This is a genomic window from Massilia sp. TWP1-3-3 (assembly GCF_049897805.1).
Lineage (GTDB): Bacteria > Pseudomonadota > Gammaproteobacteria > Burkholderiales > Burkholderiaceae_D > Telluria_A.
In genome coordinates this window covers 44,718-69,526 of record NZ_JAFCWX010000022.1, presented here as the reverse complement: position 1 = coordinate 69,526, position 24,809 = coordinate 44,718, and the positions used below count along the sequence as shown (strand labels likewise).

The following is a 24,809-nucleotide window of genomic DNA, read 5'->3' as shown; positions in this document are numbered from 1 at the left end:
AGCCCTCCGCAGACGGGTAGGCGTACAGCGATTATCAGGCGACCGGCCGATTGGCGGCGTACCGAGCAGAAGCCTAAAACCCGCCCAATTCGCCAGATGGCAATTCTTTTTTAATTGGGGTCAGACCTCCGGTTTTGTGCAATATTGCCAATTTATAACGCGTTATCCGATACTTTATTTAACTCGTCATTTCCGAGTATTACGAAGCGACACCAAGATATTGACTAGCGAATAGCAACCGTCAGGCCAGCTGAGAAATCGCAGCCAACCGGAAATGTTGAACAATTGAGGTCTGACCCCGATGTTGTTGTCAGGCGGGCCAGAGGGGGGGCTCGTCCATGAGGGCGATTTGCTCGCGCAGTTCGAGGATTCTGTCTTGCCAGTAACGTTGGGTGTTGAACCACGGGAATGCGGCGGGAAAGGCGGGGTCGTCCCAGCGCCGTGCCAGCCAGGCGCTGTAGTGGATCAGGCGCAGCGTGCGCAGCGCTTCGACCAAATTCAGCTGGCGCGGCTCGAAGTCGCAAAAGTCTTCGTAGCCGGCCAAGATGTCGCTCATCTGGCGCACCATGTCGGCCCGCTCGCCCGACAGCAGCATCCACAAATCCTGGATCGCCGGCCCCATGCGGCTGTCGTCGAAGTCGACGAAATGGGGACCGTCGCCCGTCCACAGCACGTTGCCGGCGTGGCAGTCGCCGTGCAGCCGCAGCGACGGCGTCGCGCCGGCCCGGTCGTAGCAGCGCCGCACGCCATCGAGCGCCTGCGCGGCCACGCTGCTGTACGCAGCGAGCAGCTCGGGAGGAATAAAGTCGTGCGCCAGCAGGTAGTCGCGCGGCTCGGTGCCAAAGGTCTCGATGCTCAGCGCGGGCCGCTCGGCGTAGGTGCCAAGCGCGCCAACGGCGTGGATGCGCCCGATGAAGCGCCCGCTCCACTCGAGCGTGGCCGGGTCGTCCAGCTCGGGCGCCCGCCCACCCTTGCGCGGGAAGACGGCGAAGCGAAAGCCGCCAAAGCTGTGCAGCGTGCCGCCGCCCAGCGTCAGCGCCGGCACCACGGGAATCTCGCGCTCGACCAGTTCATCGACAAAGCGGTGCTCTTCCAGGATGGCGGCGTCGCTCCAGCGCGCCGGCCGGTAGAACTTGGCCACCACGGGCGGCCCTTCTTCCATGCCGATCTGGTACACCCGGTTTTCGTAGCTGTTGAGCGCGAGCAGGCGGCCGTCGGAAAACAGGCCGACGCTGTCGAGCGCGTCGAGCACGCATTCGGGGCTGAGGGTGGCAAACGGGTGCAGCGGCGGTGTCTCCATGCGCGCTATTGTACGGCCCAAGCTTGGCGCGCGACCAGCGAATAAGTGCGTCGATCGGGCCCCGACGCGTTAAACTAGCGCCTTCAACGACGATTAAGAGCCCCGCCATGCAACTCGACCAGCCCCTTTCAGAAAAAGAATTCAACGAACTCGATCAGTTTTTGCTGTCGGACCGCTCGTCCGACGACGCGATGACGATGGATACCCTGCACGGCTACATGACCGCCATTGCGATCGGCCCGGAAACCATCATGCCGGCCGAATGGCTGCTCAAGGTCTGGGGCGACGATGCGGCCGCGGCGCCCAAATGGAAAAACGCCAAGGAAGAGGAGCGCATCGTCGAACTGATCATGCGCTTCATGAACGAGGTGCTGGTGACGTTCGAGGTGGCGCCCAAGGAATTCGAGCCGCTCTTTTGCGAGCACGAGGAAGACGGCGAAACCCTGATCGACGCCGAAGCCTGGTGCTGGGGCTTCTGGGAAGGCATGGAGCTGCGAGCCGGTTCGTGGGACCCGATCTGGCAGTCCGACCTGGCACCCCTGATGCGCCCGATCTACCTGCTCGGCGCCGACGAGATCGAAGAAGCCGAACTGGCCGAAGTCGACAATCCGGTCAAGGGCCACAAGCTGGCCGTCGAGATCGAGGCGAACCTGCCGGCCATCTACAAGTTCTGGGTTCCGCTGCGCAAAGGTCCCGTGCAAACGCTCAAGCGCGACGAGCCGAAGGTCGGCCGCAATGACGACTGCCCTTGCGGCAGCGGCAAAAAATACAAGAAGTGCTGCGGCGCCGACGGCGCAGAATAAGCCGCCCCGCATCAAGCCAAGCCGCCCGCAGTCTAGGCGGCTTTTTCACGCCCGTGCAACCTGATCAATCCATTCAAGTCGCCGGCGCCGGCACCGGCCGCGCCGACGGGCGCGCCGCTGGCGGCCCGTCGCCGAGCGGCTCGGCAAGCCGGCTTTGCACCAGCGCGGCGATCACGTCGGACTGGGTCACGATGCCGGCAAAGCGCCGTTCGGCGTCGATCACGGGAATATGGTGCAAGCCGCTGTTGGCCATCAGCGGCACCAGTTCGACGATCGGCGTGTCGACAAAGGCCGAACTGATATGGGTACTCATGATCTGCCCGACCACTTCCGGCTTGTCCGAATGGGTGTGGCGCGTGCGCACGATCAGCTGGCGCAAGCGCGCGCCCAGCGTGCGGAAATCATCGAGGTCGCTGTAGCGCAAAAAATCTCCTTGCGAGACCATGCCGATCACGCGCCGCGCGCGGTTCAGCACCGGGATCGCGTGCACCTGGTGGTAGCGCATCATGCGCCAGGCTTCGCCCAGCTCGGTCGAAAACTCGGCCGTAAGCGCATGGGTGGACATGATGGCGCCGCAGGTGATGACGCCGAAGCGGCGCGAATACGCATGCGCTTCGGTGGCCAGGATGATGTTTTCAAGGTCGTCGCGGCTGACGTCGAGCACCTGCCCGTAGTGCGCCAGCACGTCGTCGAGGTCTTCGCGCTGAAAGCCCAGGCGCGCGCTGGGCACGACGTCGCCGGTGGCGTGCGGATTTTCCAGCACCGAGCGCTGCGGATGCGGATAGCGCTTGCCGCTGAGGTTATTGAACGCCAGCGCGGCCAGCACCATCAAGGCCGAATTGAGCGCCACCGGCAGCAGTGCGAATTGAAAACCCATCGCGTGCACGGCGGGGCCGGCCAGCACGGCCGTCAGCCCGACCGCGCCGCCCGGCGGATGCAGGCAGCGCAGCGCGAACATGGCGCCAATGGCCGCCGCGCCCGCGAGCGGCGCGGCCAGCCAGTGGCCGCCGCACAGCTTGTAGCAGGCCACTCCCGCCAGCGCCGACACCACATTGCCCCCAAAGACGGCCCAGGGCTGGGCCAGCGGGCTGCCGGGCAGGCAAAACAGCAGCACGGCCGAGGCACCCATGGGTGCGATCAGCCACACGCCTGCGCTTCCCAGCCACAGCATCGACAAGCCGGCCGCGGTAGCCAGTGCGCACAGCGCGCCGGCAACCGCGCGCAGTTGTTCGGACAGGGGAACGGTCGGCTTGGCGGGCAGTAGATTTTGCAGCCAGGAAGGAATGTCGTTTGGCATTGTTGAAGATGCGAAAAACATGAATTAGAGCACAAGCGCCCCTTCGCTGCATTGCTTGATACTTTGCAAACACGCGCCGGGGCACGCCGCTAGCATGGACACATCAGTCCGTCATAAAAGGGGAATGCCATGATCCGCACCTGCCTGTTCGCCAGCATGCTCTCGCTCACTTGCCTGCCTGCGCACGGCGCCGCCAGCCTGTACACGGACTTGTATGGCAAGGCCTGCAAGACGGTGGAACTGGACCGCGGCAGCGGCGCCAGCACGCGCCAGTGCGCCGGCGTGGGCGGCTTCAGCCTGCTGGTGCACGAGGCGCGCGCGCAAACGTCGATCGATATCGTCACCCCGCGCGGCGCAGTCTATCCGCTCGAGTATTGGGAAGTGGTCACGCCGGGCTTGTCGCGCGTGGGGCGCAAGGCCGAGTGGCGTGTCGAGGAGCGTAATGGCAAGCCGACGCCCACCGCGCTGCTGGTCAGGCTGGACACGGGCAATACGATCCTGGAAGGCCCGCGCGAGGCGGCCGGCACAATCATCACGGCGGCGCGCATCGCCAGCGATGGGGCATGCGTGGTGTATCAGGGCGATGGCGCGTTAAAAACGGCTGACACGGCGGCGCGCAGCGCGGTAGTGGAGTCCGGGCGCAAGTGCCTGGGGGTATTTTCAACCTCCGGGCGCGTCCGCACGGAACTTGCCAACTAAGACGGATACATGGCCCCCGGTCGGGGACGATGTCGTGTCATTACTGCCCGCGCGGACCCTTGTCGGCGCCCTTGTGATCCTTGGCGCCATCATTCTGGTGGCGTCCATCAACTTCATGCGATTCAGCACGCTGGCGATTGTTGTCGGCGTCTTGCACAGCCTGCTGCGCTTCACGTTGCTGCTGCTCGCGCGTGTCTTCGATAGGCTTGGTCATGGCACTCTCCTTCATGTGATTGAATGAGGACGATACGCGACCTTGCCCTGCCCGACTGTTCGACAGGCAACATAAGAACCCATAAACTTTTACGGTCCCGGCAACCTGTCCAGCGCTTCGCGAAACGGCAAGCGTTCCACTTCCGGCGCGCGCAGCAAGCGGTCCATGCCGTCAAAGGTGCTGTCGGCCAGGGCCCAGGCCAGCGGCGTATCGTTATTCGCCTGCATGCCAAACCACAAAAACCGCTGGGGATCGTCGCGCCGCTCGGCCGAGACGGCAAACGTGGCGCGCGCGGCGCGCGTATTGAACAAGCCCAGCGGCGGGGCCAGCAACTCGGACAGGAACGTCATGTCGAGCCTTGCCGCCAGCGGCGCCAGCCGGCCCGACGGCGCCATCGCGCCCGGCGAATTGCTGATCACCATCACCACCGGCTCGATCACGAAGCCGCGCGCGCGCCAGCGCTCGAGCATCGGGCGCATTGCAAAGAGCAGGTCGCGCACCGATTCCACGCCCGAATTTTCAAAGTAGCCGCCATCGATCACCCGCCCCCACGGGTAGCGCGCCTGGCCCGCCTCGCACACGGCGGCGCGGCCGTTGCGCTGGCAGCCCGACACCGTTCCCGCCGGGCTGATGTAGCTAAAGCGCGCGCTGTTGTGCACCGCCGTGGCCAGACTCATCTGGCGCAAGTCGAGCATGGGATCGAAGGCGTCGTAGGCGTCCGGGAAACGCCCGTCGATCACCAGGTCGCTGGCGATGACGCGGTTGCCGCCGTCGACCAGCGTGGCGTTGAGCAGCAGCGAAGGCACGTCGAGCGCGCCGTCTTCGCTCCACAAGGTGTCGAAGCGCTGCGCGAAACGCTCGCTACCGGTGGCCTTGCGCCAGCCATGCTCCCAGCCCTGCTCCATGGCGCGCGCGCGGTCGGCGCTCGGCATGCGAAATGGCAGCAAGCGCTGCAGCATGTCAGGATACAGCAGGTAGCCCAGCGTCGGCGACAGGTAATCCTGGCGCAGCATGGCGCGCACGCAGGACTGGTACATGGCCGCCGGATGCGCGCGCGCGCATTGGCTGCGCGCCAGTGTGTCGCTGCCGGCGTCGGCCATCAGCGCGGCGAAGGTGGCGCCCGCCAGGCTGCCGCCGGACACCCCGCTCAGGGCAAACAGATGGCGGCCGAAGCGCGATGCGCTCTCGTCCTGCAGCTTGGCCAGCACGATGCCGGCCCAGTAGGCGGCGCGGATGCCGCCCCCTTCAGCGGCCACCAAAAACAGTGGGAAGGGCGTACCGGCGCGCAGTTCGCCCCGCGCCGCGCGCGACTCGAGCCAGGCGTCGAGATGCTCGTCGACCTGGCGCCGCATGCTCACGCCCTGATCTGCTTCGATCAGGGCGATGGCGTGGTTGTCGTTCCAGGCGCTAAAGGCAATGAACAGCAGCAGCGGCGCGGCCGCCATCGACGGCAGCCTGGCCTGCTTGAAAAAATACGTCAGCACCAGGTCGCCGAACAGGATCCAGCTGGCCAGCGCAAAGCACAGCAGCACCGGCGCGGTAACGAACGAGGTCACTTCAACCGGCTTCCACCAGACCGCGAACAGCAGCGCAAAGGTGCAGGAGATGGCGAGCACGACCGTGCCCAGGGTGCGCTGCTGCAGCGAGCCAAAGCGCACCTGCAGCTTTTGCCCCGGCTCAAAACCGCCAAAGCGCGAGGCGAACCAGCTGCGCCGCTTGACGACGAACAGGGCGATGGCAAGCGTGGTTGCCAGGCAGGCCAGCGCCAGCGCCGCCAAGCCCAGGCGGCGAAACTGCAGCGTGAGCACGGCGCCGGGCAGCACGGCCAGCACGCGCGGCAGCCACAGCCGCATGCCATTGACAAAAGGCGTGTCGCTGCGGTCGATGACGGAGGTGTGCTCGAACACGCGGCCAAGCGTCAGGCGCGCGCTGTACCAGGCCGACAGCGACCAGGTGGCCACCGAAAATAGAAATAAGGGAAAGTTCCAGCCGGGCTGGCTGACTAGGCGCAGGCATTCGGCGCCCTGCGGCACGCCCACCAGGCCGATTGCGCCCAGCACGGTCAGCGTCACGCTGTAAAAACAGCGCCACAGGAGCGAACCGATTTCCTTCAGGCGATCGCCAATTTCGCGCACCAACTGCAACATGCAACTTCCCCTCGCGGACACCTTTGTTAAGGAACATCACAAGGGTGACTGCTGGGGCTGCTAGCGGAGTTGCGCGAAATCAAAGAAATGCGCGTGGACTACCAGATCGTAGCGCTTAATCGAGCTTGATGAAATGCTCGCGGTAGTAGCGCAGCTCTTCGATCGATTCGATGATGTCGGCCAGCGCCGTGTGCTTCTGGTGCTTCTTGAAGCCGCCGACGATGCCCGGCTTCCAGCGCTTGCACAGCTCCTTGAGCGTCGACACGTCCAGGTTGCGGTAGTGGAAAAACGCTTCCAGCTTGGGCATGCCGCGCACCATGAAACGGCGGTCCTGGCAAATGGTATTGCCGCACATCGGCGACTTGCCGGCCGGAACCCACTGCTTCAGGAAGGCGATCAATTCAAGCTCGGCCTGCGCTTCCGTCACGGTCGAGCTCTTGACGCGCTCGATCAAACCGGAGCGGCCATGGGTGCCCTTGTTCCACGCATCCATCTTGTCGAGCGCTTCGTCGGACTGGTGGATCGCAAACACGGGACCTTCGGCCAGGATATTCAGATGCAGGTCGGTAACGACCACGGCCACCTCAATGATCAGGTCGGTATCCGGTTCGAGGCCCGTCATTTCCATGTCCACCCAGACCAGGTTGAACTCGTTCGGACGCTGCTGCGCGGCCGGTGCCGGGATGGCTGCGGGTATTTCAGTGGCTTGTGACATAATTCTCTCTTGGCCTAAACAATCCTGCATTTTCTCACAGGCACCGAATGTATTCATCTGCGTTTTCAATTTTGTTCGTCAGTTTCTTCATCCTGACGCTGGCGCTGCGCTTCTGGCTGGCGTCGCGCCAGGTGCGCCACGTCAAAGCGCACCGCGGCGCGGTCCCGGCCGAATTTGCCGCCAGCATCCCCCTTGCAGCGCACCAGAAGGCGGCCGACTACACCGCCGCCAAAACCACCTTTGGCTTGCTCACGCTGTTTGTCAGCAGCGCCGTGCTGATCGGCTTCACGCTGCTGGGCGGCCTGCAATGGCTGTCGATGACGCTGCTGCCGCTGACCGGCGCGGGCATGACCTACCAGTTGGCGCTGCTGGCCGCCTTCGCGCTCGTCAGCGGCCTGCTTGACCTGCCTTTCGACTACTATCGCCAGTTCATGCTGGAGCAGCGCTTTGGTTTCAACAAGATGTCGGTGGGCCTGTGGCTGGCCGACATGGCCAAGGGCGTGGCGCTTGGCGCGCTGATCGGCCTGCCGCTGGTCTGGGTGGTGCTCACGCTGATGGACAAGACGGGTCCGCTGTGGTGGTTGTACGCCTGGCTGGTCTGGAGCGGCTTTCAGTTGTTGCTGATGGTACTCTACCCGACCGTGCTGGCGCCCCTGTTCAATCAATTCACGCCCCTGCAGGACGCCAGCCTGCAGGCGCGCATCGAAGCGTTGATGCAGCGCGTGGGCTTTGCCTCCAAGGGGCTGTTCGTGATGGACGGCTCCAAGCGCAGCGCGCATGGCAACGCCTACTTCTCCGGCTTTGGCGCCAACAAGCGCATTGTGTTCTTCGACACCTTGCTCGCGCGCCTGGCGCCCCAGGAAATCGAAGCGGTGCTGGCGCATGAACTGGGCCACTTCAAGCTCAAGCACATCGTCAAGCGCATTGCCGTCATGTTCGCCGTCTCGCTGGCCTTTCTGGCGCTGCTGGGTTTTCTCAAGGAGCAGACCTGGTTTTACCAGGGCTTGGGCGTCGATCCCGTGCCCGGCAGCGGCAACGACGCCATGGCGCTGATCCTGTTCATGCTGGTGCTGCCGGTGTTCACCTTCGTGTTCTCGCCCCTGACGTCGATCAGCTCGCGCAAGCACGAATTCGAGGCCGACGCTTTTGCCGCCACCCATTCCAGCGCGCGCGACCTGGTCTCGGCGCTGGTCAAGATGTATGAAGACAATGCCTCGACGCTGACGCCCGATCCCCTGCACTCGGCTTTTTACGACTCCCATCCGCCGGCCTCCGTGCGGATCAAGCAACTGAACCTGGCGGCCACATGACCCACACTGATACGCTCAATGCCACCCTGGCCGAAACGCACTGCGCCGAGAACGCTCCCGCCCTGGACGCCGGCGCCATCGATGACCTGCTGGGGCTGCTGCCCGGCTGGGCTATCATCGACGGCAAGCTGCAAAGCAGCTTCTCGTTCGCCAATTACTACCAGACCATCGCGTTCGTCAACGCCATCGCTTGGGTCAGCCACCAGCAAGACCACCATCCGGACCTGATGGTCTCCTACAAGCTGTGTGCGGTCAGCTACACCACCCATTCGGCTGCCGGCGAACTGTCGCTCAACGACTTCATCTGCGCGGCCAAGGTCAGCGCCCTGTATGTGCAGCGGACGGCTCAGTGAACGGCACAGCGAACAGCCCCATGAATAAAATCACCGGTACCATCATCGCCGGCCACGGCCGCCATTACGTGGCCGAAGCCGACGGCCGCAAGCTGCAATGCGTCACCCGCCAGCGCAAGACCAATATCGCCGTGGGCGACGTCGTCAACCTAATGATGACGTCCGATGACCAGGCCGTCATCGAATCGACCGCCGAGCGCAAGACGCTGCTGTACCGCTCGGACCAGTACAAGTCCAAGCTGTTGGCTGCCAACCTGACGCGCCTGTTCATTGTCGTAGCGACCGAACCCGGTTTTGCCGACGACCTGATTTCGCGCTCGCTGGTGGCCGCCGAAGCGGCCGGCATCGACGCCCACCTGATCCTCAACAAGACCGACGTCGCCGACCTGCTGCCCAAGGCGCGCGAGCGCCTGCTGACCTACACCTCGCTCGGCTACCCGTGCCACGAAGTGTCGGCGCGCGGCAATCCGGAGCACGCGGTGGCCACCTTGATGCCGCTGCTAACTGGCCAGTCGTCGATCTTCATCGGCCAGTCCGGCATGGGCAAGTCGTCGCTGATTAATTTGTTGGTGCCGGACGCCGACATCGCGGTGCGCGAAATTTCAGCCGCGCTCGACACCGGCAAGCACACCACCACCTTTACGCGCCTGTATTCGCTGGGCGAAGGTTCGTCGATCATCGACTCGCCCGGCTTTCAAGAGTTCGGCCTGTACCACCTGTCCGAAGGCATGCTCGAACGCGCCTTTGTGGAATTCACCCCCTACCTGGGCGGCTGCAAGTTCTACAACTGCCGCCATCTGATCGAGCCCCAATGCGCCATTTTGCAGGCGCTCGAAGAAGGCAAGATCGCGCGTTTTCGGCACACCCTGTATGGACAGCTGCTGCACGAATCGGCCCAGACGCTGTATTGACGGGGCATTGACGTTCCATTCGCTGTAGAGGATCGTCGCTTTTTTGTTGCTCAAGGCATACAATCGCTGCATACACCGGCGAGGCGATTCCATGGACATGTTCACGGCAGACGACAAGGTAGCGCAGTGGGAAAGCGCCCTGCTCCCGCTGCGCGGCGCCGAGCGCTTGCCGCTGCTGCTGCCGCTGGCCTGGCACCTGCGCCAGCGCGACACGCGCCGCGCCCTGGCGTTCGCCACCGAAGCACTGGCCCTGCTGCCCGATTCTTCCCTGCCCGACTCCTCCCTGCCCGACCCCGAACACGCCAGCCAGGTGGCGCGCATGCACCTGGTGCACGCCGAAGGCAAATGGCTGGACGGCCACCTCGATGATGCGCAAGCGCGCGCCACCGACGTGCTGCGGCGCTTTGCCGCGCTCGATGACCGGGCAGGCTGCGCCGACAGCCACTGGCTGCTGGCCTGGATCGCCGTCGATCAGGGCAAGCATGGCGCCAGCGACGCCGCCCTGGCCGCCGGCGCCGCGCAGGCGCGCCTGGGCGGGGACATGTTGCGCGCCGAGCTGGCCGATGCGGCCCGTGCGCGCTGGGCAGTGCTGGTTAAGCGCAACAGCGCGGTGGCGCAATGGGGCGGCCAGTTCAATGCGCATACGCGCGTGGCCGACCCTGCGCTGGCGACCTGGGTCAACGATTTCCTGGCGCTGGCCGCCAGCCAGACGGGCGACTTTGGCGCCGCCGCCGGCTACTTTATTGGCTGCTACGAATGTGCGCTTGAGAGCGGCCAGCTGCGCGCGGCGATCATCGCCGCCACCAACATCGGCGAAGACTTCACGCTGCTGGGCGACCATCACTCGGCCCTTGAATGGATGCAGCGCGCGCTGGAGCTGGCGCGCCCCACCGGCTGGCCGCGCAGCGTGGGCGCCTGCCTGATGCACACGGCCGACACCTTGCGCCGCCTGGGCCAGCTCGACCCGGCGCACGACCTGCTGCAAGAAGCGCTGACGATTTTAAAACCCCTGGCCGGCGCCCGCAGCTACGCCATTGCACTGCAGTACCTGGGCGACCTGTCGCTCGACCAGGGCGACTTCGACGCCGCGCTGAACGCCTTTACCCGGCTCGAAGCGCGCGCCGACGTGCTTGGCCAGTCGGACTTTCACAGCATTGCACGGCGCGGCCAGGCACACGCGCTGGGCCGGCTGGGCCGCGCCGACGAAGCGCTGGCCGTGGCCGCGCAAGCGGTGGCCATCAGCGTGGCCGACGACAACCCGCACAACCAGATCGCCGCGCTGCGCGTAATGGCCATGGTCCACTCCCAGCATCCGCGCCACGGCCTGCCCGCGCCGGAGGGCATGACCGAGCCGAACGCCGCCCTGCACTACTTGGTGCAGGCATTGGCGCTGGCAGCGACCATCGAAGGCTATACCGTGCCGGGCGACCTGTACGACGCCATGGCGCGCGAATACGCCGCCGCGGGCGACTTTCGGCGCGCCTACGAAGTGGCCATGGCCGGCTCGCTCGCGCGCGAAACCACCCACAGCCAGGAAGCGACCAACCACGCCATTGCGATGCAGGTGCACCACCAGACCGAGCACGCGCGCAACGAAGGCCACCACCACCGCGAACTCGCCGCCTCCGAAGCGCGGCGCGCCGAGGTGCTGGCCCGCACCAGCGCCACGCTCGAACGCCTCTCGACCATTGGCCAGGAAATCACCGCCCACCTCGACGCGGCCGCCGTGTTTAGCGCGCTCGACCGCCACATCCACGGCCTGCTCACGGCCAGCACCTTTGCCATCTACATGACCGACCCGGCGCACACCGAGCTGCAGCGCGCCTTTGGGGTGGAACTGGGGCAGGCGCTGCCCCCGCATGCGATCGCACTCACGCACCCGTCGGCGTACGCGGTGCGCGCGCTGCTGGAACGGCGCGAAATCTACATCGCGCACTGGCCCGACTGCGAACATCAACAGGTGGTGCCCGACACCCTGGTCAACATGAGCGCCCTGTTCGTGCCGCTGACGGCCGGCGAACGGGCGATCGGCGTGATGACGGTGCAGGCCCCGCAGTCGCATGCCTATGGCGAAAACGAGCGGATGATTTTTCGCACGCTGTGCGCCTACGGCGCCATTGCGCTCGACAACGCCGACGCCTACCGCCAACTGCAAGATGCACAGGCGCAGCTGGTGTCGCAGCAAAAGCTGGCCGCGCTCGGCGCGCTGATGGCCGGCGTCGCCCACGAATTGAACACCCCGATCGGCAACAGCTTGCTGATTGCCTCGACCATGCAGGAAAAGACCAGCGAGATCGAAACGCTGATGAACGGGCGCGGCTTGCGCCGCTCCGAACTGGCCGCTTTCGTGGCGGACTCGCAAAAGGCAGCCGCGCTGGTGATGCGCGGGTTGACCAGCGCGGCCGACCTGGTCAACAGCTTCAAGCAGGTGGCGGTGGACCGCACCACCGAGCAGCGGCGCTTTTTCAATTTGCAGCAGGTATGCCACGAGATCATCGCCACCATGATGAACCGCATCCGCGCCGCCGACCATCGGATCGAGATGGACGTGCCCGACACGATCGGCATGGACAGCTATCCCGGCCCGTTCGGCCAGGTGATCACCAACTTCATCGCCAACGCCTTGCTGCATGGGTTCGCGCCCGGCGTGTCCGGCACGATGCGCCTGTCGGCCGCGCTGACGGGCGAGGCCCGGGTGCAGGTGCGCTTTGCCGACGACGGCGTGGGCATCCCGAGCGAACATCTGGGGCGCATTTTCGACCCGTTCTTCACCACCAAGCTCGGTCAGGGCGGCAGCGGCCTGGGGCTGTCGATCAGCTATAACATTGTCTCGTCGCTGCTGGGCGGGCAGATCGGGGTGAACAGCGGCTTGAACAATGCAGACAGCGCCGGTACCTGCTTCACGCTCGATCTGCCCTTGCGCGCGCCCGAGCAGGCGCCGGACGCCGGCAGCATCTACTGAAGACCGGCAGCGCTGCGCAACGGGGCAACTTGTCTATACATTCACCACGCACACCCTCGACAAAGGAAACCCTTATAATTGCTCGGACAACACTCGCAACCGGCCGTCCCCATGCCCCCAAATACACCAATCAAGCACTTCCTGCAGTTTTCCGACTTCACGCTCGACGAGTTCAACTACGTCATCGCGCGCGCGGCGGTCATCAAGCGCAAATTCAAGGCCTACGAGGTGTACCACCCGCTGGTGGACCGCACCCTGGTGATGGTGTTCGAGAAAAATTCAACCCGCACCCGTCTCTCGTTCGAAGCCGGCATGCACCAACTGGGCGGCGCCGCCATCTACCTGAACACGCGCGACAGCCAGCTGGGGCGCGGCGAACCGGTCGAGGACGCGGGCCAGGTCATCAGCCGCATGTGCGACATCATCATGATCCGCACCTTCGGCCAGGACATCATCGAGCGTTTCGCGGCCAATTCGCGCGTGCCGGTAATTAACGGGCTGACCAACGAACACCACCCGTGCCAGGTACTGGCCGACATTTTCACTTTCGTCGAACACCGCGGCTCGATCGCCGGCAAAGTCGTGGCCTGGATCGGCGACGCCAACAACATGCTTTACTCGTGGCTGCAGGCGGCCGAAGTATTCGGCTTCCACCTGAACGTGTCGACCCCAAAAGGCTACGACATCGACGAGTCCCTGGTGGCTACCAGCCGCTACACCTTTTTCGACAATCCGTCCGACGCCTGCGCCGGCGCGCACCTGGTCAACACCGACGTCTGGACCAGCATGGGCTACGAAGAGGAAAATGCGGCGCGCCTCAAAGCGTTCGCCGGCTTCATCGTCGACGCCCAGAAAATGGCGCGCGCCGCGCCCGACGCCCTGTTCATGCATTGCCTGCCGGCCCACCGCGGCGAGGAAGTCGCCGCCGACGTCATCGACGGCGCGCAGTCCGTGGTCTGGGACGAGGCCGAGAACCGGCTGCACGTGCAAAAGGCGCTGATCGAATACCTGCTGCTCGGGCGCGTCGCCAATCAATAATCACCCCTACATCAAACTGGAAACACCATGAGCGACATTAAAAAAGTAGTCCTTGCCTATTCGGGCGGCCTTGACACCTCGGTCATCCTGAAATGGCTGCAGGATAACTACCAGTGCGAGATCGTCACCTTCACCGCCGACCTGGGCCAGGGCGAAGAACTGGAACCGGCGCGCGCCAAGGCGATCAAGTTCGGCATCAAGCCGGAAAACATCTACATTGACGACGTGCGCGAAGAATTCACGCGCGACTTCGTGTTCCCGATGTTTCGCGCCAATACCGTCTACGAAGGCGAATACCTGCTCGGCACCTCGATCGCGCGCCCCCTGATCGCCAAGCGCCTGATTGAAATCACGCGCGAGACGGGCGCTGACGCCATCTCGCACGGCGCCACCGGCAAGGGCAATGACCAGGTCCGCTTCGAACTGGGCGCGTATGCCCTGAAACCGGACGTCAAGATCATCGCCCCGTGGCGCGAGTGGGACTTGCTGTCGCGCGAAAAACTGCTGCAGTACGCGCAAGACGCCGGCATCGAGATCGACATGAAGCACAAGAACGGCGGCGCGCCCTATTCGATGGACGCCAACCTGCTGCACATCTCGTTCGAAGGGCGGCACCTGGAAAACCCGAGCGCCGAAGCCGAGGAATCGATGTGGCGCTGGACGGTCAGCCCGGAAAACGCGCCCGACGCGGCCGAGTACATCGACCTGGAATACGAAAAGGGCGACATCGTGGCCATCAACGGCGTACGCATGACGCCGGCCACGGTGCTGACGGAATTGAACCGCGTGGGCGGCAAGCACGGCATCGGACGGCTGGACCTGGTGGAAAACCGTTACGTGGGCATGAAGTCGCGCGGCTGCTACGAAACGCCGGGCGGCACCATCATGCTCAAGGGTCACCGCGCGATCGAATCGATCACGCTCGACCGCGAAGTGGCGCACCTGAAGGACGACTTGATGCCGCGTTACGCATCGATGATCTACAACGGCTACTGGTGGTCGCCCGAGCGCGTGGCGCTGCAAACGCTGATCGACCATACCCAGCTGTCGGTCAACGGCTGGGTGCGCATCAAGCTGTACAAGGGCAATGTGATCGTCGTTGCGCGCGACTCGAAGACCGATTCGCTGTTCGACATGAACATTGCTACCTTCGATGAAGACGGCGGCGCCTACAACCAGGCCGACGCGGGCGGCTTCATCAAGCTCAACGCGCTGCGCATGCGCATTGCCGCCGTGGCCCGCGAAAAGCGCGGGCAGTAAGCAACAGCACGCAATAGCACGCAATAGCACGCAACAGCACGCACCAGCGAACAAGCTCGCAAGCCGCCTCCGGGCGGCTTTTTTTCGCCATCCACCCCGGGGTCAGTTCCCCCATTGCGACACGGCCTCAGCTGTATCGGGCCTCTAAGGACCAGTTCGTGTCGTAATGGGGGAACTGACCCCATTTTTATGCATATTCCATGTTACATTTCTACAGGAAATTATGTATCTGGAGAAGTGCATGTTCAAGAACATCAGGATCGCTAACAAACTGGCGCTCGGCTTTGGCACCATCGTCTTCATCATGCTGGTGCTGTTGGCGCTGGCGTACGGTGTTTTTGCGCGCCTGGCGGCGGCCAACGCGTGGGACCGGCATACGCTGGAAGTGCTGCTGGAAACCAATCAGCTCGCCACGTCCGTGGTCCAGGTGCAAAATTCGACGCGCGGCTTCATGTTGACCGGCAGCGAAAAACTGGCCGCCGCCGTCGATCCCGAAGACCTGTTGGCCCATGAGCACCTGGCGCGCGCCTTCAGCCTGACGGCCGACAACCCGGCCCAGCAGGAGCGCCTGGCGCGCCTGAAACCCATGCTCGAGGGCTGGATGCAGGAGGTGATCCGACCGCTAATCGTCAAGCGGCGCGAAGTCAATACCAAGGTGGGCGAATCCCAGCAGGTGGCCACGGCCGCCGATGTGCTTAAAGGGGCCCAGACGGTAGGCGCCATTCGCGCCCTGATCGCCGATATCGGCGCCGAGGAAAACCGCTTGCTGGCCATACGCAGCGCCGAATCGCAGTCGCTGCAAAGAACCGTCTCGCTGCTACTGGTGGGCGGCGGCGCGGTGTGCGCGCTGCTGGCGGTGCTGATCGGCTGGGTGCTCACGCGCGCGCTGCTCGCACCGGTCGACAAGCTGATGGACGCCGTCGCTGAGATCGCCCGCGGCAACCAGGGCGCGCGCGCGCAAGTGCTCGGCACCGATGAACTGGGGCGCGTCACGCTCGCCTTTAACGCCATGGCGCAAGCCATCGAGGACAGCCAGGCCGCCGAAACGGCAGCTTCCGGCGCGCTGCGCGCCAAGGTCGATGCGCTGCTCGGCGTGGTCTCGCTGGCCGCCTCGGGCGACCTGACCGGCAGCGTGCAGGTGCACGGCGAGGACGCCATCGGGCGCATGGGCCAGGGCCTGCAGACCATGGTCGACAATCTGCGGCGCTTGCTGAGCAACGTGCAAAAGGCCGGCATCCAGGTCACCACCAGCGCCACCGAAATTGCCGCCTCGGCCAGGCAGCAGGAGGCCACCGGCATTGAACAAGCGCAGACCAGCGTCGAGATTCTGGCCACCACCAAGGAGATTTCGGCCAACACGGCGCAGCTGTTGAAGACCATGGAAGGCGCCACCGCCGTGGCCGACTACACCACGGGTGCCACCGCCCAGGCGCAGACCAACCTGGCGCGTATGGACCAGACCATGGGCCAGATGGTGGCCGCCACCGATGCCATCAACGCCAAACTGGCGGCGCTGTCGGAAAAGGCGTCCAACATCAACAGCGTGCTGACCACGATCACCAAGGTCGCCGACCAGACCAACATCTTGTCGCTGAACGCGGCCATCGAGGCTGAAAAAGCGGGCGACGCGGGGCGCGGCTTTTCGGTCGTGGCCACTGAAATTCGGCGCCTGGCCGATCAAACGTCGGTCTCCACCTGGGATATCGAGCAGATGCTCAAGGAGATGCAGTCGGCGGTGTCGGCCAGCGTGATGGGCATGGATAAATTTTCCGAAGAGATCCGGCGCAGCGTGGAGGAAGTGCGCAGCGTCGGCGCCCAGCTCTCCGGCGTGATGGACCAGGTGCAGCGCCTCGCGCCCCAGTTCGATCTGGTCTTGCAGGGCATGCAGTCGCAGGCGCAGGGCGCCGCGCAGATCGCCCAGACCATGATGCAGCTGGCCGACACCAGCCACCAGAGCGTCGACTCGCTCAAGGCCACCAGCGAGGCGGTGCACCAGCTGCAGTATGCGGCGAGCGACCTGCAGTCGTCGGTTGCCACGTTTTCAGTGAACAGCGCCGCGTGATGGGCCGCCGGCACGCATCGCTTCGACGTCCCGCAGGCGCGGGCCCGTCAGTGTTACATTGTGAGCGATCAACCAGGCAGTGGGAAAAACATGTTTAAAAACCTGACAATCAGGACCAGGCTGTACGTCGGCTTCGGCGCAATCGTCTCCATTATCCTGGTGCTGCTCGCTGTCTCGTACAACAATTTTTCGCGCATGTCGGACGCCAGCCAGCTCGACCGGCGCACGCTCGAGATCATGCTCGAGGCGAACAAGGTGTCGACGGCGATGTTGGAGATCCAGGCTGAAACGCGTGGTTTCCTGTTAACCGGCAACGAGCGCTTCCTCACCCCCGAAAAAGATGAGCGCGCTATCCTGCGCAGCCACTTTGACAAGGCATACAGCCTGATGCTCGACGCCGGCGTCAAAGTCAAGATGGTTCAGCTCGGCACGCTGGTCGATGGCTGGCTGGCGCAGGTGATCGACCCGCTGGTCGCGCGCCGGCGCGCACTGGGCGCCGGCAGCGCAGCGGCGGCGCAAATCGCGCAGGCGAGCGAACTGCAGCAGGGTTTCCAGACGGTTGGCACAATGCTCGCTCTGCTCGACCAGATCAACGCCGACCAGAACCGCCTGCTTGCGCAGCGCACGCGCAATTTAGGCGAACTGCAGCAGCGCATGCAACTGCTGTTGTCGGTGGGCGGCTTGATCACGGTGGCGCTGGCGACACTGGTCGCCTGGGTGCTCACGCGCGCCTTGATGACGCCGTTAAGCGACCTGACCGACGTGGTCGGGCGCATCGCCGGCGGCGACGCGATCGCGCGCGCCACCGTGCATTCAGGCGACGAACTGGGCAAGGTGGCGCTGGAATTCAATCGCATGGCGCAGGCGATGCACGATAACCAGGCCAAGGAGCTGGCCACCTCGAACGCGCTGCGCACCAAGGTCGACGCCCTGCTGACGGTGGTGTCGAAAGCGGCCATGGGCGACCTGACCGGCGGCGTGACGGTCAACGGCGGCGACGCCATCGGGCGCATGGGCGACGGCCTGCAGACCATGGTCGACAATCTGCGCAAACTGATCAACAACGTGCAAAAGGCCGGCATCCAGGTCACCACCAGCGCCACCGAAATTGCCGCCTCGGCCAGGCAGCAGGAGGCCACCGGCATTGAACAAGCGCAGACCAGCGTCGAGATCCTGGCCACCACCAAGGAGATCTCGGCCAACACGGCGCAGCTGTTGAAGACCATGGAAGGCGCCACCGCCGTGGCCGACTACACCACGGGTGCCACCGCCCAGGCGCAGACCAACCTGGCGCGCATGGACCAGACCATGGGCCAGATGGTGGCCGCCACCGATGCCATCAACGCCAAACTGGCGGCGCTGTCGGAAAAGGCGTCCAACATCAACAGCGTACTGACCACGATCACCAAGGTGGCCGACCAGACCAACATCTTGTCGCTGAACGCGGCCATCGAGGCTGAAAAAGCGGGCGACGCGGGGCGCGGCTTTTCGGTGGTGGCCACTGAAATCCGGCGCCTGGCGGACCAGACCTCGGTCTCGACCTGGGATATCGAGCAGATGCTCAAGGAGATGCAGTCGGCGGTGTCGGCCAGCGTGATGGGCATGGATAAATTTTCCGAAGAGATCCGGCGCAGCGTGAGCGAAGTGCGCCAGGTGGGCGAACAGCTATCAAGCGTGATGGAGCAGGTGCAAAAACTGGCCCCGCAGTTCGACCTGGTCTTGCAGGGCATGCAGGCGCAGGCGCTGGGCGCTTCGCAAATTTCGGACACCATGATGCAGCTGAACGACGCCACCCAGCAGAGTGTCGATTCGCTCAAGGCCACCAGCGAGGCGGTCCACCAGCTGCAGTACGCGGCGAGCGATCTGCAGTCGTCGGTGGCCACGTTTTCGGTCAATGGGTAAGCCATGAAAGTGCTGGTTTTTCAGATTGGCGCCGACCGCTACGCATTGCGCCTGGCGGCCATTGCGCGCGTGCTGCCGGTGGCCGCGCTCAAGGCGATTGCGCTGGCGCCCCCGTTCGTGGCGGGCCTGCTCGACCTGCACGGCGAACCGGTGCCGGTAATCGACCTGTCGCGCCTGGCCGGCGTGATTCCCGAGCAGATCTGGTTCGACACGCGCATCGTGCTGGCCGACTATCCGCTGCCTGGCGGCGCCACGGCCCGCGTGGGCCTGTTGGCCGAGCACGTGATCGGCGTTGCCACGGTCAACGATGCCGATCTGCGCGAAAGCGGCGTGGCCGGCGCACCCTTCCTGGGCCAGGTCGCCAGCACCGCACATGGCTTGCTGCAGCTGGTCGAAGTCGATCAATTGCTCGCGCCCGAGGTGCGTGCGCTGCTGTTCCCGCAGGCGCTGGCATGAGCGCGCGCAGGGACGCCCGCATGGATGCCCGCATGGATGCCCGCGAGCTGATCCGGCGCGCGTCGGGTCTGAACCTGACGGCCTCGGTGGCCGAGCGCGCCGTCGCCGAACGCATGGCGCGGCGCGGGGCCAGCGACGCAGGCGTGCAGGCTTACCTGGACGCGATCGACCCGGCCGAAATCCGGGCGCTGCTGGAACTGGTGGTGGTGCCCGAGTCGTGGATGTTCCGCGACGCCGAAGCCTTTTACGCGGTGGCCGCCTTGGTGCGCGAGCGCCTGGCGGCAACGCCGGGTTCGGGTTCGGCTTCGGGTTCAGCTTCAGTACGCCCGGTGCGCATCCTGTCCATTCCCTGCGCCGGCGGCGAGGAGCCGTATTCGATTGCGATGGCGCTGGTCGACGCGGCCGTGCCCAAAGCGTCGGTGTCGATCGATGCGGTCGACCTGTCCGAAGCAGCGCTCGAGCGCGCGCGGCGCGGGCGCTACACGCGCAACGCCTTTCGCGGCGCCGAACTGGCCTTTCGCGAGCGTCACTTCAGCCAGGACGGTGAACACTATCAGATCCACCAAACGCTGCGCGAGCAGGTCAATTTCAGCCAGGGCAACCTGCTGGCCATGGACGCCATCGGCAACGCCGGGCGCTACGACATTGTCTTTTGCCGCAACCTGCTGATCTACTTCGACGACGCCACCACCGCCACCGCAATTGCCAAGCTGCGCCTGCTGCTGGCCGACGACGGCATGCTGATGGCAGGCTACGCCGAGGTGCCGGCATTTTGCAGCCATGGCTTTACGGCGCTGCGCTTGCCCGGCGCCTTTGCGCTGCAAAAGGATGCGCGCGCGCAGACGCCCGCCAGGACGAGCCTCGCGGCGCCGACGCAACGCGTCGCTCCACGGGCGCCGCGGGCCGCGCTGCCCGCCGGCCTGCCTGCGGCGGCAACGCCCGCGGTTCGGGCGCCCGACGCGCACATGCTGCTCGACCAGGCCAGGCGCCTGGCCGACCAGGGCGACCTTGGCGGCGCCGCCAGCCTGTGCCACGCTGCCCTGGCGGCCGACCCCGGGTCGGCGCAAGCCTACTTCATCCTGGGCTTGGTCAGAGAATGCGAGCAGCATGCGGCGGCGGCGCAAGACTACTGGCGCCGCTGCGTCTACCTTCAGCCCGACCACTACGAAGCACTGTGCCACCTGGCTTTGCTGGCCGACCAACAGGGGGACGCCGGCCAGGCCGCCGTCTTGAGGCAGCGCGCCGCGCGCATCTACGGCCGGCGCGCCGACGGCGCAACCAGGAAGCAGTCATGAGCCCGAGCGACATCATGAACCACCACGACGATCCGGCTCACACCCAACCCGCCCCGCTGGCCGACTGCTGGAACCGCATTGGCGTGGCCGGCGACCAGAGCTGCCCCAAGCTGGCCAGCGCCATCCACTGCCGCAACTGCCAGGTCTACGCCGAGGCCGCGCAGCGCAATTTGCAGCGCCCCGTGGACGCGCTCTACCGCGAGCAATGGGCGGCGCAATTACGCCAGCCGCGCCAGGCGCGGGTGGCGGCCGACAGCGCGGCGCTGGTGTTCCGGGTGGGGCGCGAGTGGCTGGCGCTGCCGGCGGCCAGCATCGATTCGGTCGCCCCCGAGGCCAAGGCGCACCGCCTGCCGCACCGCAGCGCGGGCGGCCTGCTGGGCGTGGTCAATGTGGGCGGCAAGCTGCACCCGCAACTCTCGCTGGCCACGCTGCTGGGCATCGGCCACGAGGAGGCTCTTGCAGTAAGCGGGCGCCACATCTTTGCGCGGCAGGTCGTGATGCAGTGGGAAGGCCAGTCCTTTGCGCTGCCCGTGGCCGACCTGCACGGCATCGAGCGCTACGCGGGGGGCACGCTGGGCGCGCCGGCCGCCACCATCAACAAGGGCCTGGTGCGCTACCTGACCGGGGTGCTAAGCGTTGCGGGCATGCACATCGGCGTGCTCGACGCGCCGCTGCTGGGCCACCAGATGGCAAGGCTGCTGCGATGAGCTACGGCGACAAGGATTTAAGCCAGTTTTCGATGATGGACCTGTTCCGCATGGAGGCGCACGGCCAGACCCAGGAGCTGACCGACGGCCTGCTGGTCATGGAACGGGGCGCTGGCACCGACGCCACGGTGGATTCGCTGATGCGCGCGGCGCACTCGATCAAGGGCGCCGCCTCGATCGTCGGGCTGGACGTGGTGGTGCAGCTCGCGCATGCGATGGAAGACGCCTTTATCGCGGCCCAGAACAAGCTGCTCGCGCTCTCCCCCGCGCGCATCGACGTGCTGCTGGCCGGGGTCGACCTGATTTTGCAGATGTCGACCTTGCCGGAGCCGGCCATCGATGGCTGGCTGGGGCAGAACAAGCAGCGCGTCGACGCGCTGATGAAAGCCATGTGCGGCATCGGCCATGTGCACGGCGCGCTGGCGCTGCCGGGGCTGTTTGGGACCACGCAGGCCGTGCCGCAGCCCGAACCGGAGGACGATGCGCTCGAACTGGCCGCGGCGATGGCGGCCATGGCGGCGCTGGAGGAGCGCGAGAACGGCGCCGCGCCGCAAGCGGGCGCGCCGCCCCCCCCTGCCGCTGCGCCGGCGGTACCAACACCGGCGCCGGCGTCCGGCAGCGCGGCAAGCGCGCGCCCTTCCCAGAATTTCGACCGCCTGCTGGCGCTGGCGAGCGAATCGCGCATCAACGCGCACCAGATGCATCCTTTCGTCACGTCGCTGCAGCGCTTCAAGCGCAACCAGGGCCTGTTGTTCCAGGCGCTCGAGCAGCTCAATGAAACGATCATCGCCAGCGGCAACGCGGCGCTGATCGACCAGTCGATGCAGGCGCTGCACAGGGCCCGCCCGCTCAAGCAATTCCTGCTCGAGCACATGGCCGGCATCGAAAGCTACGAGCGGCGCCTGCTGACAGTGTCGAACAAGCTGGTGGACGAGGTGCTCACGCTGCGCATGCGCCCTTTCCGCGACGGCGTGCAAGCGTTTGGGCGCATGGTGCGCGACCTGGCGCGCTCGTTGGACAAGGAAGCGCAGCTGATCATCAGCGGCGAAGAAACACTGGTGGACCGCGACATCCTTACCAAGATCGAAGGCGCGCTCAATCACATGCTGCGCAACGCCGTCGACCATGGCCTGGAAACGCCGGCCCAGCGCCTGGCTGCCGGAAAAAACGCGATCGGCACCATCACGCTGACGGCGCGTCACCGCGCCGGCATGCTGTCGATCGAGATTGGCGACGACGGGCGCGGCGTCGACCTTGAGCGCATCCGCAGCCATGTCGTCGCGCGCGCAATGGCCAGCGAAGCGATGGCCGCCCTGCTCTCCCCCGCCGAGCTGATGGAGTTTCTGTTCCTGCCCGCCTTCAGCCTGAAGGAAACGGCGAGCGCGATTTCCGGGCGCGGGGTGGGCCTGGACATCGTGCTGCAAACGATCCGCGAACAGAACGGCACCGTGCGCATGGAGTCCGACAGCGGGCGAGGCATGCGCACCTCGATCACGCTGCCGTTGACGCAGTCGGTGGTGCGCGCTTTGGTCATCGAGATCCAGGGCGAAGCCTATGCGATTCCGATCGTCAAGGTCGAGCGGGTGATGATGGTGGCGCACGACGCCATCCACAGGCTGGAAAACAAGCAGTTTTTCGCCTACGACGGCGAGCACCTGGGATTGGTGTCGGCCTCGCAAGTGCTGGAACTGGGTCAGATGGCCGCTGCCGGAGCCGAACTGGCGGTGGTGGTGGTCGGCTCCGGCCAGAAGCGCTACGCGCTGGTGGTCGACGCCATCGTCGGCGAGCAAAGCCTGGCGGTGCAGGCGCTCGACCAGATCTTTGGCAAGCTGCGCGACATCAGTTCGGCCGCGCTGCTCGACGACGGGGCGCCGGTGCTGATACTGGACGTGCCGGACCTGCTGCTGTCGATCGACAAGCTGCTCGGCGAAGGCGCGCTGCACCAGATGGCGCACGACGACAACCACGGCGCGCGCAAGATCAAGCGCATTCTGGTGGTGGACGATTCGCTCACGGTGCGCGAAATGGAGCGCAAGCTGCTGCACGCGCGCGGCTACCAGGTCGACATTGCGATTGACGGCATCGACGGCTGGAACGTGGTGCGCAGCGGCGACTACGATCTGGTGATCACCGACGTCGACATGCCGCGCATGGACGGCATCGAGCTGGTGGCGCTGATCAAGAAGGACCTGCACCTGCACCAGACGCCGGTGATGATCGTCTCCTACAAGGACCGGGCTGAGGACCGCGCGCGCGGCATGGCTGCCGGCGCCGACTACTATCTGACCAAGGGCAGTTTCCACGACGAGACGCTGCTCGACGCCGTATTCGAACTGATCGGAGAAGCCACGACATGAAGATAGCCATCGCCAACGATGTGGCCATGGCGGCCGAGGCGCTGCGGCGGGTGATCGCCGCCACCAGCGAGCACCAGGTGGTGTGGATCGCCCGCACGGGCCTGGACGCGGTGCGCCTGTGCGCCGAAAACCGGCCCGACCTGGTGCTGATGGACTTGAACATGCCGGGCCTGGACGGGGTCGAGGCGACGCGTCAGATCATGGCCGCCTCGCCGTGCGCGATTTTGATCGTCACCGGCCAGCCGCAGGACAATGTGAGCCAGGTGTTCCGCGCGCTCGGCGCCGGCGCGCTGGACGTGACGGCCACGCCGATCATGGCCGGCAGCACCGGCGGCGACGCCGCCCTGCTGGCCAAGATCAAGACCATCGGCAAGCTGGTGCGCGCGGCGCGTCCCGAGGCGAGCGCCAGTGGCGGCGCGCCCGATCGCGGCGAGACGGTACGCCACCTGCTTGCCATCGGCGCCTCGACCGGCGGTCCGCTGGCCGTCTCGCACATCCTGGCCGGCTGGATTGCTCCACCCGGCACCGGCATCGTGGTGGTGCAGCACATCGACGCCAACTTCGCCGGGCATTTTGCCAAGTGGCTGGGCGACCAGTTAAGCATGCCCGTCAAAGTGGTCGAAGATGGCGACGCGCTGGCGCCGGGCTGCGTGCAGATCGCGCGCACCAACGACCACTTGGTGCTGTCGGCGCGCCACCGCCTGCACTATGCGCAGGAGCCGCGCGACTATCCGTACCGCCCGTCGGTGGACGTGTTTTTCGAGTGCGTGGCGCGCCACTGGGAAGGCGACGCGACCGCCATCCTGCTGACCGGGATGGGGCGCGACGGCGCGCACGGCCTGCTGTCGATGCGCGCAGCCGGCAAGGCCACCATCGCCCAGGACCAGGCCAGCAGCGCGGTGTACGGCATGCCGCGCGCGGCAGCCGACCTCGATGCCGCCCGGCAGATCCTGTCGCTGGACCAGATCGCCAAGCTGCTGCGTGGCCGGGCCGGCTCAAAGATGGCATAATTGCTGCCAAT

Annotated in this window: 20 protein-coding genes; 15 read left to right on the top strand and 5 right to left on the bottom strand. The window is 65.5% G+C overall.

The window, feature by feature from the left end; translation table 11 throughout:
- Positions 1-310 precede the first annotated feature (310 nt).
- A complete protein-coding gene (locus tag ACP7D4_RS19640; protein ID WP_426210838.1) occupies positions 311-1,300 on the bottom strand; it encodes a serine/threonine protein kinase in 990 nt (329 codons plus the stop codon).
- A 107-nt stretch (positions 1,301-1,407) separates the two neighbouring features.
- Here ACP7D4_RS19640 and ACP7D4_RS19635 point away from each other — a divergent pair, with 107 nt between their 5' ends.
- Positions 1,408-2,103: a UPF0149 family protein gene (locus tag ACP7D4_RS19635; RefSeq protein WP_426100884.1), complete on the top strand. Its 696-nt coding sequence runs from the start codon at positions 1,408-1,410 to the stop codon at positions 2,101-2,103.
- A gap of 73 nt (positions 2,104-2,176) precedes the next feature.
- Here the strand turns inward: ACP7D4_RS19635 and ACP7D4_RS19630 are convergent, their stop codons facing one another.
- The gene (locus tag ACP7D4_RS19630) at positions 2,177-3,400 is read right to left on the bottom strand and encodes an HPP family protein (protein WP_426100882.1); all 1,224 of its coding nucleotides are present in this window, start codon (positions 3,398-3,400) and stop codon (positions 2,177-2,179) included.
- Between the two features lie 129 nt (positions 3,401-3,529).
- Between ACP7D4_RS19630 and ACP7D4_RS19625 the strand changes: the two genes are divergently transcribed.
- Positions 3,530-4,099 (top strand): hypothetical protein, encoded by a 570-nt coding sequence (locus ACP7D4_RS19625; RefSeq protein ID WP_426210836.1) that lies wholly within the window; start codon positions 3,530-3,532, stop codon positions 4,097-4,099.
- Positions 4,100-4,139: 40 nt separating this feature from the next.
- On the opposite strand, the gene ACP7D4_RS19620 is transcribed toward ACP7D4_RS19625, so the two are convergent.
- From ACP7D4_RS19620 to orn, 3 genes are all read right to left on the bottom strand, one after another.
- A complete protein-coding gene (locus ACP7D4_RS19620; RefSeq protein WP_426210834.1) occupies positions 4,140-4,313 on the bottom strand; it encodes a hypothetical protein in 174 nt (57 codons plus the stop codon).
- Positions 4,314-4,402: 89 nt separating this feature from the next.
- Positions 4,403-6,460, bottom strand: a complete 2,058-nt coding sequence (locus tag ACP7D4_RS19615) for a hypothetical protein (RefSeq protein WP_426100876.1) — start codon at positions 6,458-6,460, stop codon at positions 4,403-4,405.
- A 115-nt stretch (positions 6,461-6,575) separates the two neighbouring features.
- Complete coding sequence (orn, locus tag ACP7D4_RS19610) at positions 6,576-7,175, bottom strand: oligoribonuclease (protein WP_426210832.1); 600 nt, start codon at positions 7,173-7,175, stop codon at positions 6,576-6,578.
- 47 nt (positions 7,176-7,222) lie between these two features.
- Between orn and ACP7D4_RS19605 the strand changes: the two genes are divergently transcribed.
- The 13 genes from ACP7D4_RS19605 to cheB all read left to right on the top strand — a co-directional run bounded on the left by ACP7D4_RS19605 (position 7,223) and on the right by cheB (position 24,798).
- Positions 7,223-8,485 carry a M48 family metallopeptidase gene (locus ACP7D4_RS19605; protein WP_426100872.1) on the top strand — a complete coding sequence of 421 codons (1,263 nt, stop codon included), beginning with the start codon at positions 7,223-7,225 and terminating at the stop codon, positions 8,483-8,485.
- A complete protein-coding gene (locus tag ACP7D4_RS19600; protein WP_426210831.1) occupies positions 8,482-8,838 on the top strand; it encodes a 4a-hydroxytetrahydrobiopterin dehydratase in 357 nt (118 codons plus the stop codon). The genes ACP7D4_RS19605 and ACP7D4_RS19600 overlap by 4 nt, the downstream gene beginning before the upstream one ends.
- Before the next feature lie 20 nt (positions 8,839-8,858).
- A complete protein-coding gene (gene rsgA, locus ACP7D4_RS19595; protein ID WP_426100868.1) occupies positions 8,859-9,749 on the top strand; it encodes a ribosome small subunit-dependent GTPase A in 891 nt (296 codons plus the stop codon).
- A gap of 91 nt (positions 9,750-9,840) precedes the next feature.
- The gene (locus tag ACP7D4_RS19590) at positions 9,841-12,711 is read left to right on the top strand and encodes an ATP-binding protein (protein ID WP_426210830.1); all 2,871 of its coding nucleotides are present in this window, start codon (positions 9,841-9,843) and stop codon (positions 12,709-12,711) included.
- A 111-nt stretch (positions 12,712-12,822) separates the two neighbouring features.
- Positions 12,823-13,749, top strand: coding sequence for an ornithine carbamoyltransferase (gene argF / locus ACP7D4_RS19585; RefSeq protein ID WP_426100863.1), 927 nt, complete (start codon positions 12,823-12,825; stop codon positions 13,747-13,749).
- A 27-nt stretch (positions 13,750-13,776) separates the two neighbouring features.
- Entirely contained in the window at positions 13,777-15,009 is a 1,233-nt protein-coding gene (locus ACP7D4_RS19580; RefSeq protein WP_426100861.1) for an argininosuccinate synthase, read from the top strand.
- 241 nt (positions 15,010-15,250) lie between these two features.
- Positions 15,251-17,071, top strand: coding sequence for a methyl-accepting chemotaxis protein (locus ACP7D4_RS19575; RefSeq protein WP_426210828.1), 1,821 nt, complete (start codon positions 15,251-15,253; stop codon positions 17,069-17,071).
- 90 nt (positions 17,072-17,161) lie between these two features.
- Entirely contained in the window at positions 17,162-18,973 is a 1,812-nt protein-coding gene (locus tag ACP7D4_RS19570; protein ID WP_426100857.1) for a HAMP domain-containing methyl-accepting chemotaxis protein, read from the top strand.
- Between the two features lie 3 nt (positions 18,974-18,976).
- Positions 18,977-19,429, top strand: a complete 453-nt coding sequence (locus ACP7D4_RS19565; RefSeq protein WP_426210826.1) for a chemotaxis protein CheW — start codon at positions 18,977-18,979, stop codon at positions 19,427-19,429.
- Entirely contained in the window at positions 19,426-20,724 is a 1,299-nt protein-coding gene (locus ACP7D4_RS19560) for a CheR family methyltransferase (protein ID WP_426210825.1), read from the top strand. Before ACP7D4_RS19565 ends, ACP7D4_RS19560 begins: the two co-directional genes overlap by 4 nt.
- Positions 20,721-21,431, top strand: coding sequence for a chemotaxis protein CheW (locus ACP7D4_RS19555; protein ID WP_426100851.1), 711 nt, complete (start codon positions 20,721-20,723; stop codon positions 21,429-21,431). Before ACP7D4_RS19560 ends, ACP7D4_RS19555 begins: the two co-directional genes overlap by 4 nt.
- The gene (locus ACP7D4_RS19550) at positions 21,428-23,788 is read left to right on the top strand and encodes a hybrid sensor histidine kinase/response regulator (protein WP_426210823.1); all 2,361 of its coding nucleotides are present in this window, start codon (positions 21,428-21,430) and stop codon (positions 23,786-23,788) included. Before ACP7D4_RS19555 ends, ACP7D4_RS19550 begins: the two co-directional genes overlap by 4 nt.
- Positions 23,785-24,798: a chemotaxis-specific protein-glutamate methyltransferase CheB gene (gene cheB / locus ACP7D4_RS19545; protein ID WP_426100847.1), complete on the top strand. Its 1,014-nt coding sequence runs from the start codon at positions 23,785-23,787 to the stop codon at positions 24,796-24,798. The genes ACP7D4_RS19550 and cheB overlap by 4 nt, the downstream gene beginning before the upstream one ends.
- Positions 24,799-24,809: the final 11 nt, after the last annotated feature.

Excerpts from the sequence above, each read along its gene's own strand:
- ACP7D4_RS19640 (WP_426210838.1), bottom strand. The coding sequence starts at position 1,300 with ATGGAGACACCGCCGCTGCACCCGTTTGCCACCCTCAGCCCCGAATGC.
- ACP7D4_RS19635 (WP_426100884.1), top strand. The coding sequence starts at position 1,408 with ATGCAACTCGACCAGCCCCTTTCAGAAAAAGAATTCAACGAACTCGAT.
- ACP7D4_RS19630 (WP_426100882.1), bottom strand. The coding sequence starts at position 3,400 with ATGCCAAACGACATTCCTTCCTGGCTGCAAAATCTACTGCCCGCCAAG.
- ACP7D4_RS19625 (WP_426210836.1), top strand. The coding sequence starts at position 3,530 with ATGATCCGCACCTGCCTGTTCGCCAGCATGCTCTCGCTCACTTGCCTG.
- ACP7D4_RS19620 (WP_426210834.1), bottom strand. The coding sequence starts at position 4,313 with ATGACCAAGCCTATCGAAGACACGCGCGAGCAGCAGCAACGTGAAGCG.
- ACP7D4_RS19615 (WP_426100876.1), bottom strand. The coding sequence starts at position 6,460 with ATGTTGCAGTTGGTGCGCGAAATTGGCGATCGCCTGAAGGAAATCGGT.
- orn (WP_426210832.1), bottom strand. The coding sequence starts at position 7,175 with ATGTCACAAGCCACTGAAATACCCGCAGCCATCCCGGCACCGGCCGCG.
- ACP7D4_RS19605 (WP_426100872.1), top strand. The coding sequence starts at position 7,223 with ATGTATTCATCTGCGTTTTCAATTTTGTTCGTCAGTTTCTTCATCCTG.
- ACP7D4_RS19600 (WP_426210831.1), top strand. The coding sequence starts at position 8,482 with ATGACCCACACTGATACGCTCAATGCCACCCTGGCCGAAACGCACTGC.
- rsgA (WP_426100868.1), top strand. The coding sequence starts at position 8,859 with ATGAATAAAATCACCGGTACCATCATCGCCGGCCACGGCCGCCATTAC.
- ACP7D4_RS19590 (WP_426210830.1), top strand. The coding sequence starts at position 9,841 with ATGGACATGTTCACGGCAGACGACAAGGTAGCGCAGTGGGAAAGCGCC.
- argF (WP_426100863.1), top strand. The coding sequence starts at position 12,823 with ATGCCCCCAAATACACCAATCAAGCACTTCCTGCAGTTTTCCGACTTC.
- ACP7D4_RS19580 (WP_426100861.1), top strand. The coding sequence starts at position 13,777 with ATGAGCGACATTAAAAAAGTAGTCCTTGCCTATTCGGGCGGCCTTGAC.
- ACP7D4_RS19575 (WP_426210828.1), top strand. The coding sequence starts at position 15,251 with ATGTTCAAGAACATCAGGATCGCTAACAAACTGGCGCTCGGCTTTGGC.
- ACP7D4_RS19570 (WP_426100857.1), top strand. The coding sequence starts at position 17,162 with ATGTTTAAAAACCTGACAATCAGGACCAGGCTGTACGTCGGCTTCGGC.
- ACP7D4_RS19565 (WP_426210826.1), top strand. The coding sequence starts at position 18,977 with ATGAAAGTGCTGGTTTTTCAGATTGGCGCCGACCGCTACGCATTGCGC.
- ACP7D4_RS19560 (WP_426210825.1), top strand. The coding sequence starts at position 19,426 with ATGAGCGCGCGCAGGGACGCCCGCATGGATGCCCGCATGGATGCCCGC.
- ACP7D4_RS19555 (WP_426100851.1), top strand. The coding sequence starts at position 20,721 with ATGAGCCCGAGCGACATCATGAACCACCACGACGATCCGGCTCACACC.
- ACP7D4_RS19550 (WP_426210823.1), top strand. The coding sequence starts at position 21,428 with ATGAGCTACGGCGACAAGGATTTAAGCCAGTTTTCGATGATGGACCTG.
- cheB (WP_426100847.1), top strand. The coding sequence starts at position 23,785 with ATGAAGATAGCCATCGCCAACGATGTGGCCATGGCGGCCGAGGCGCTG.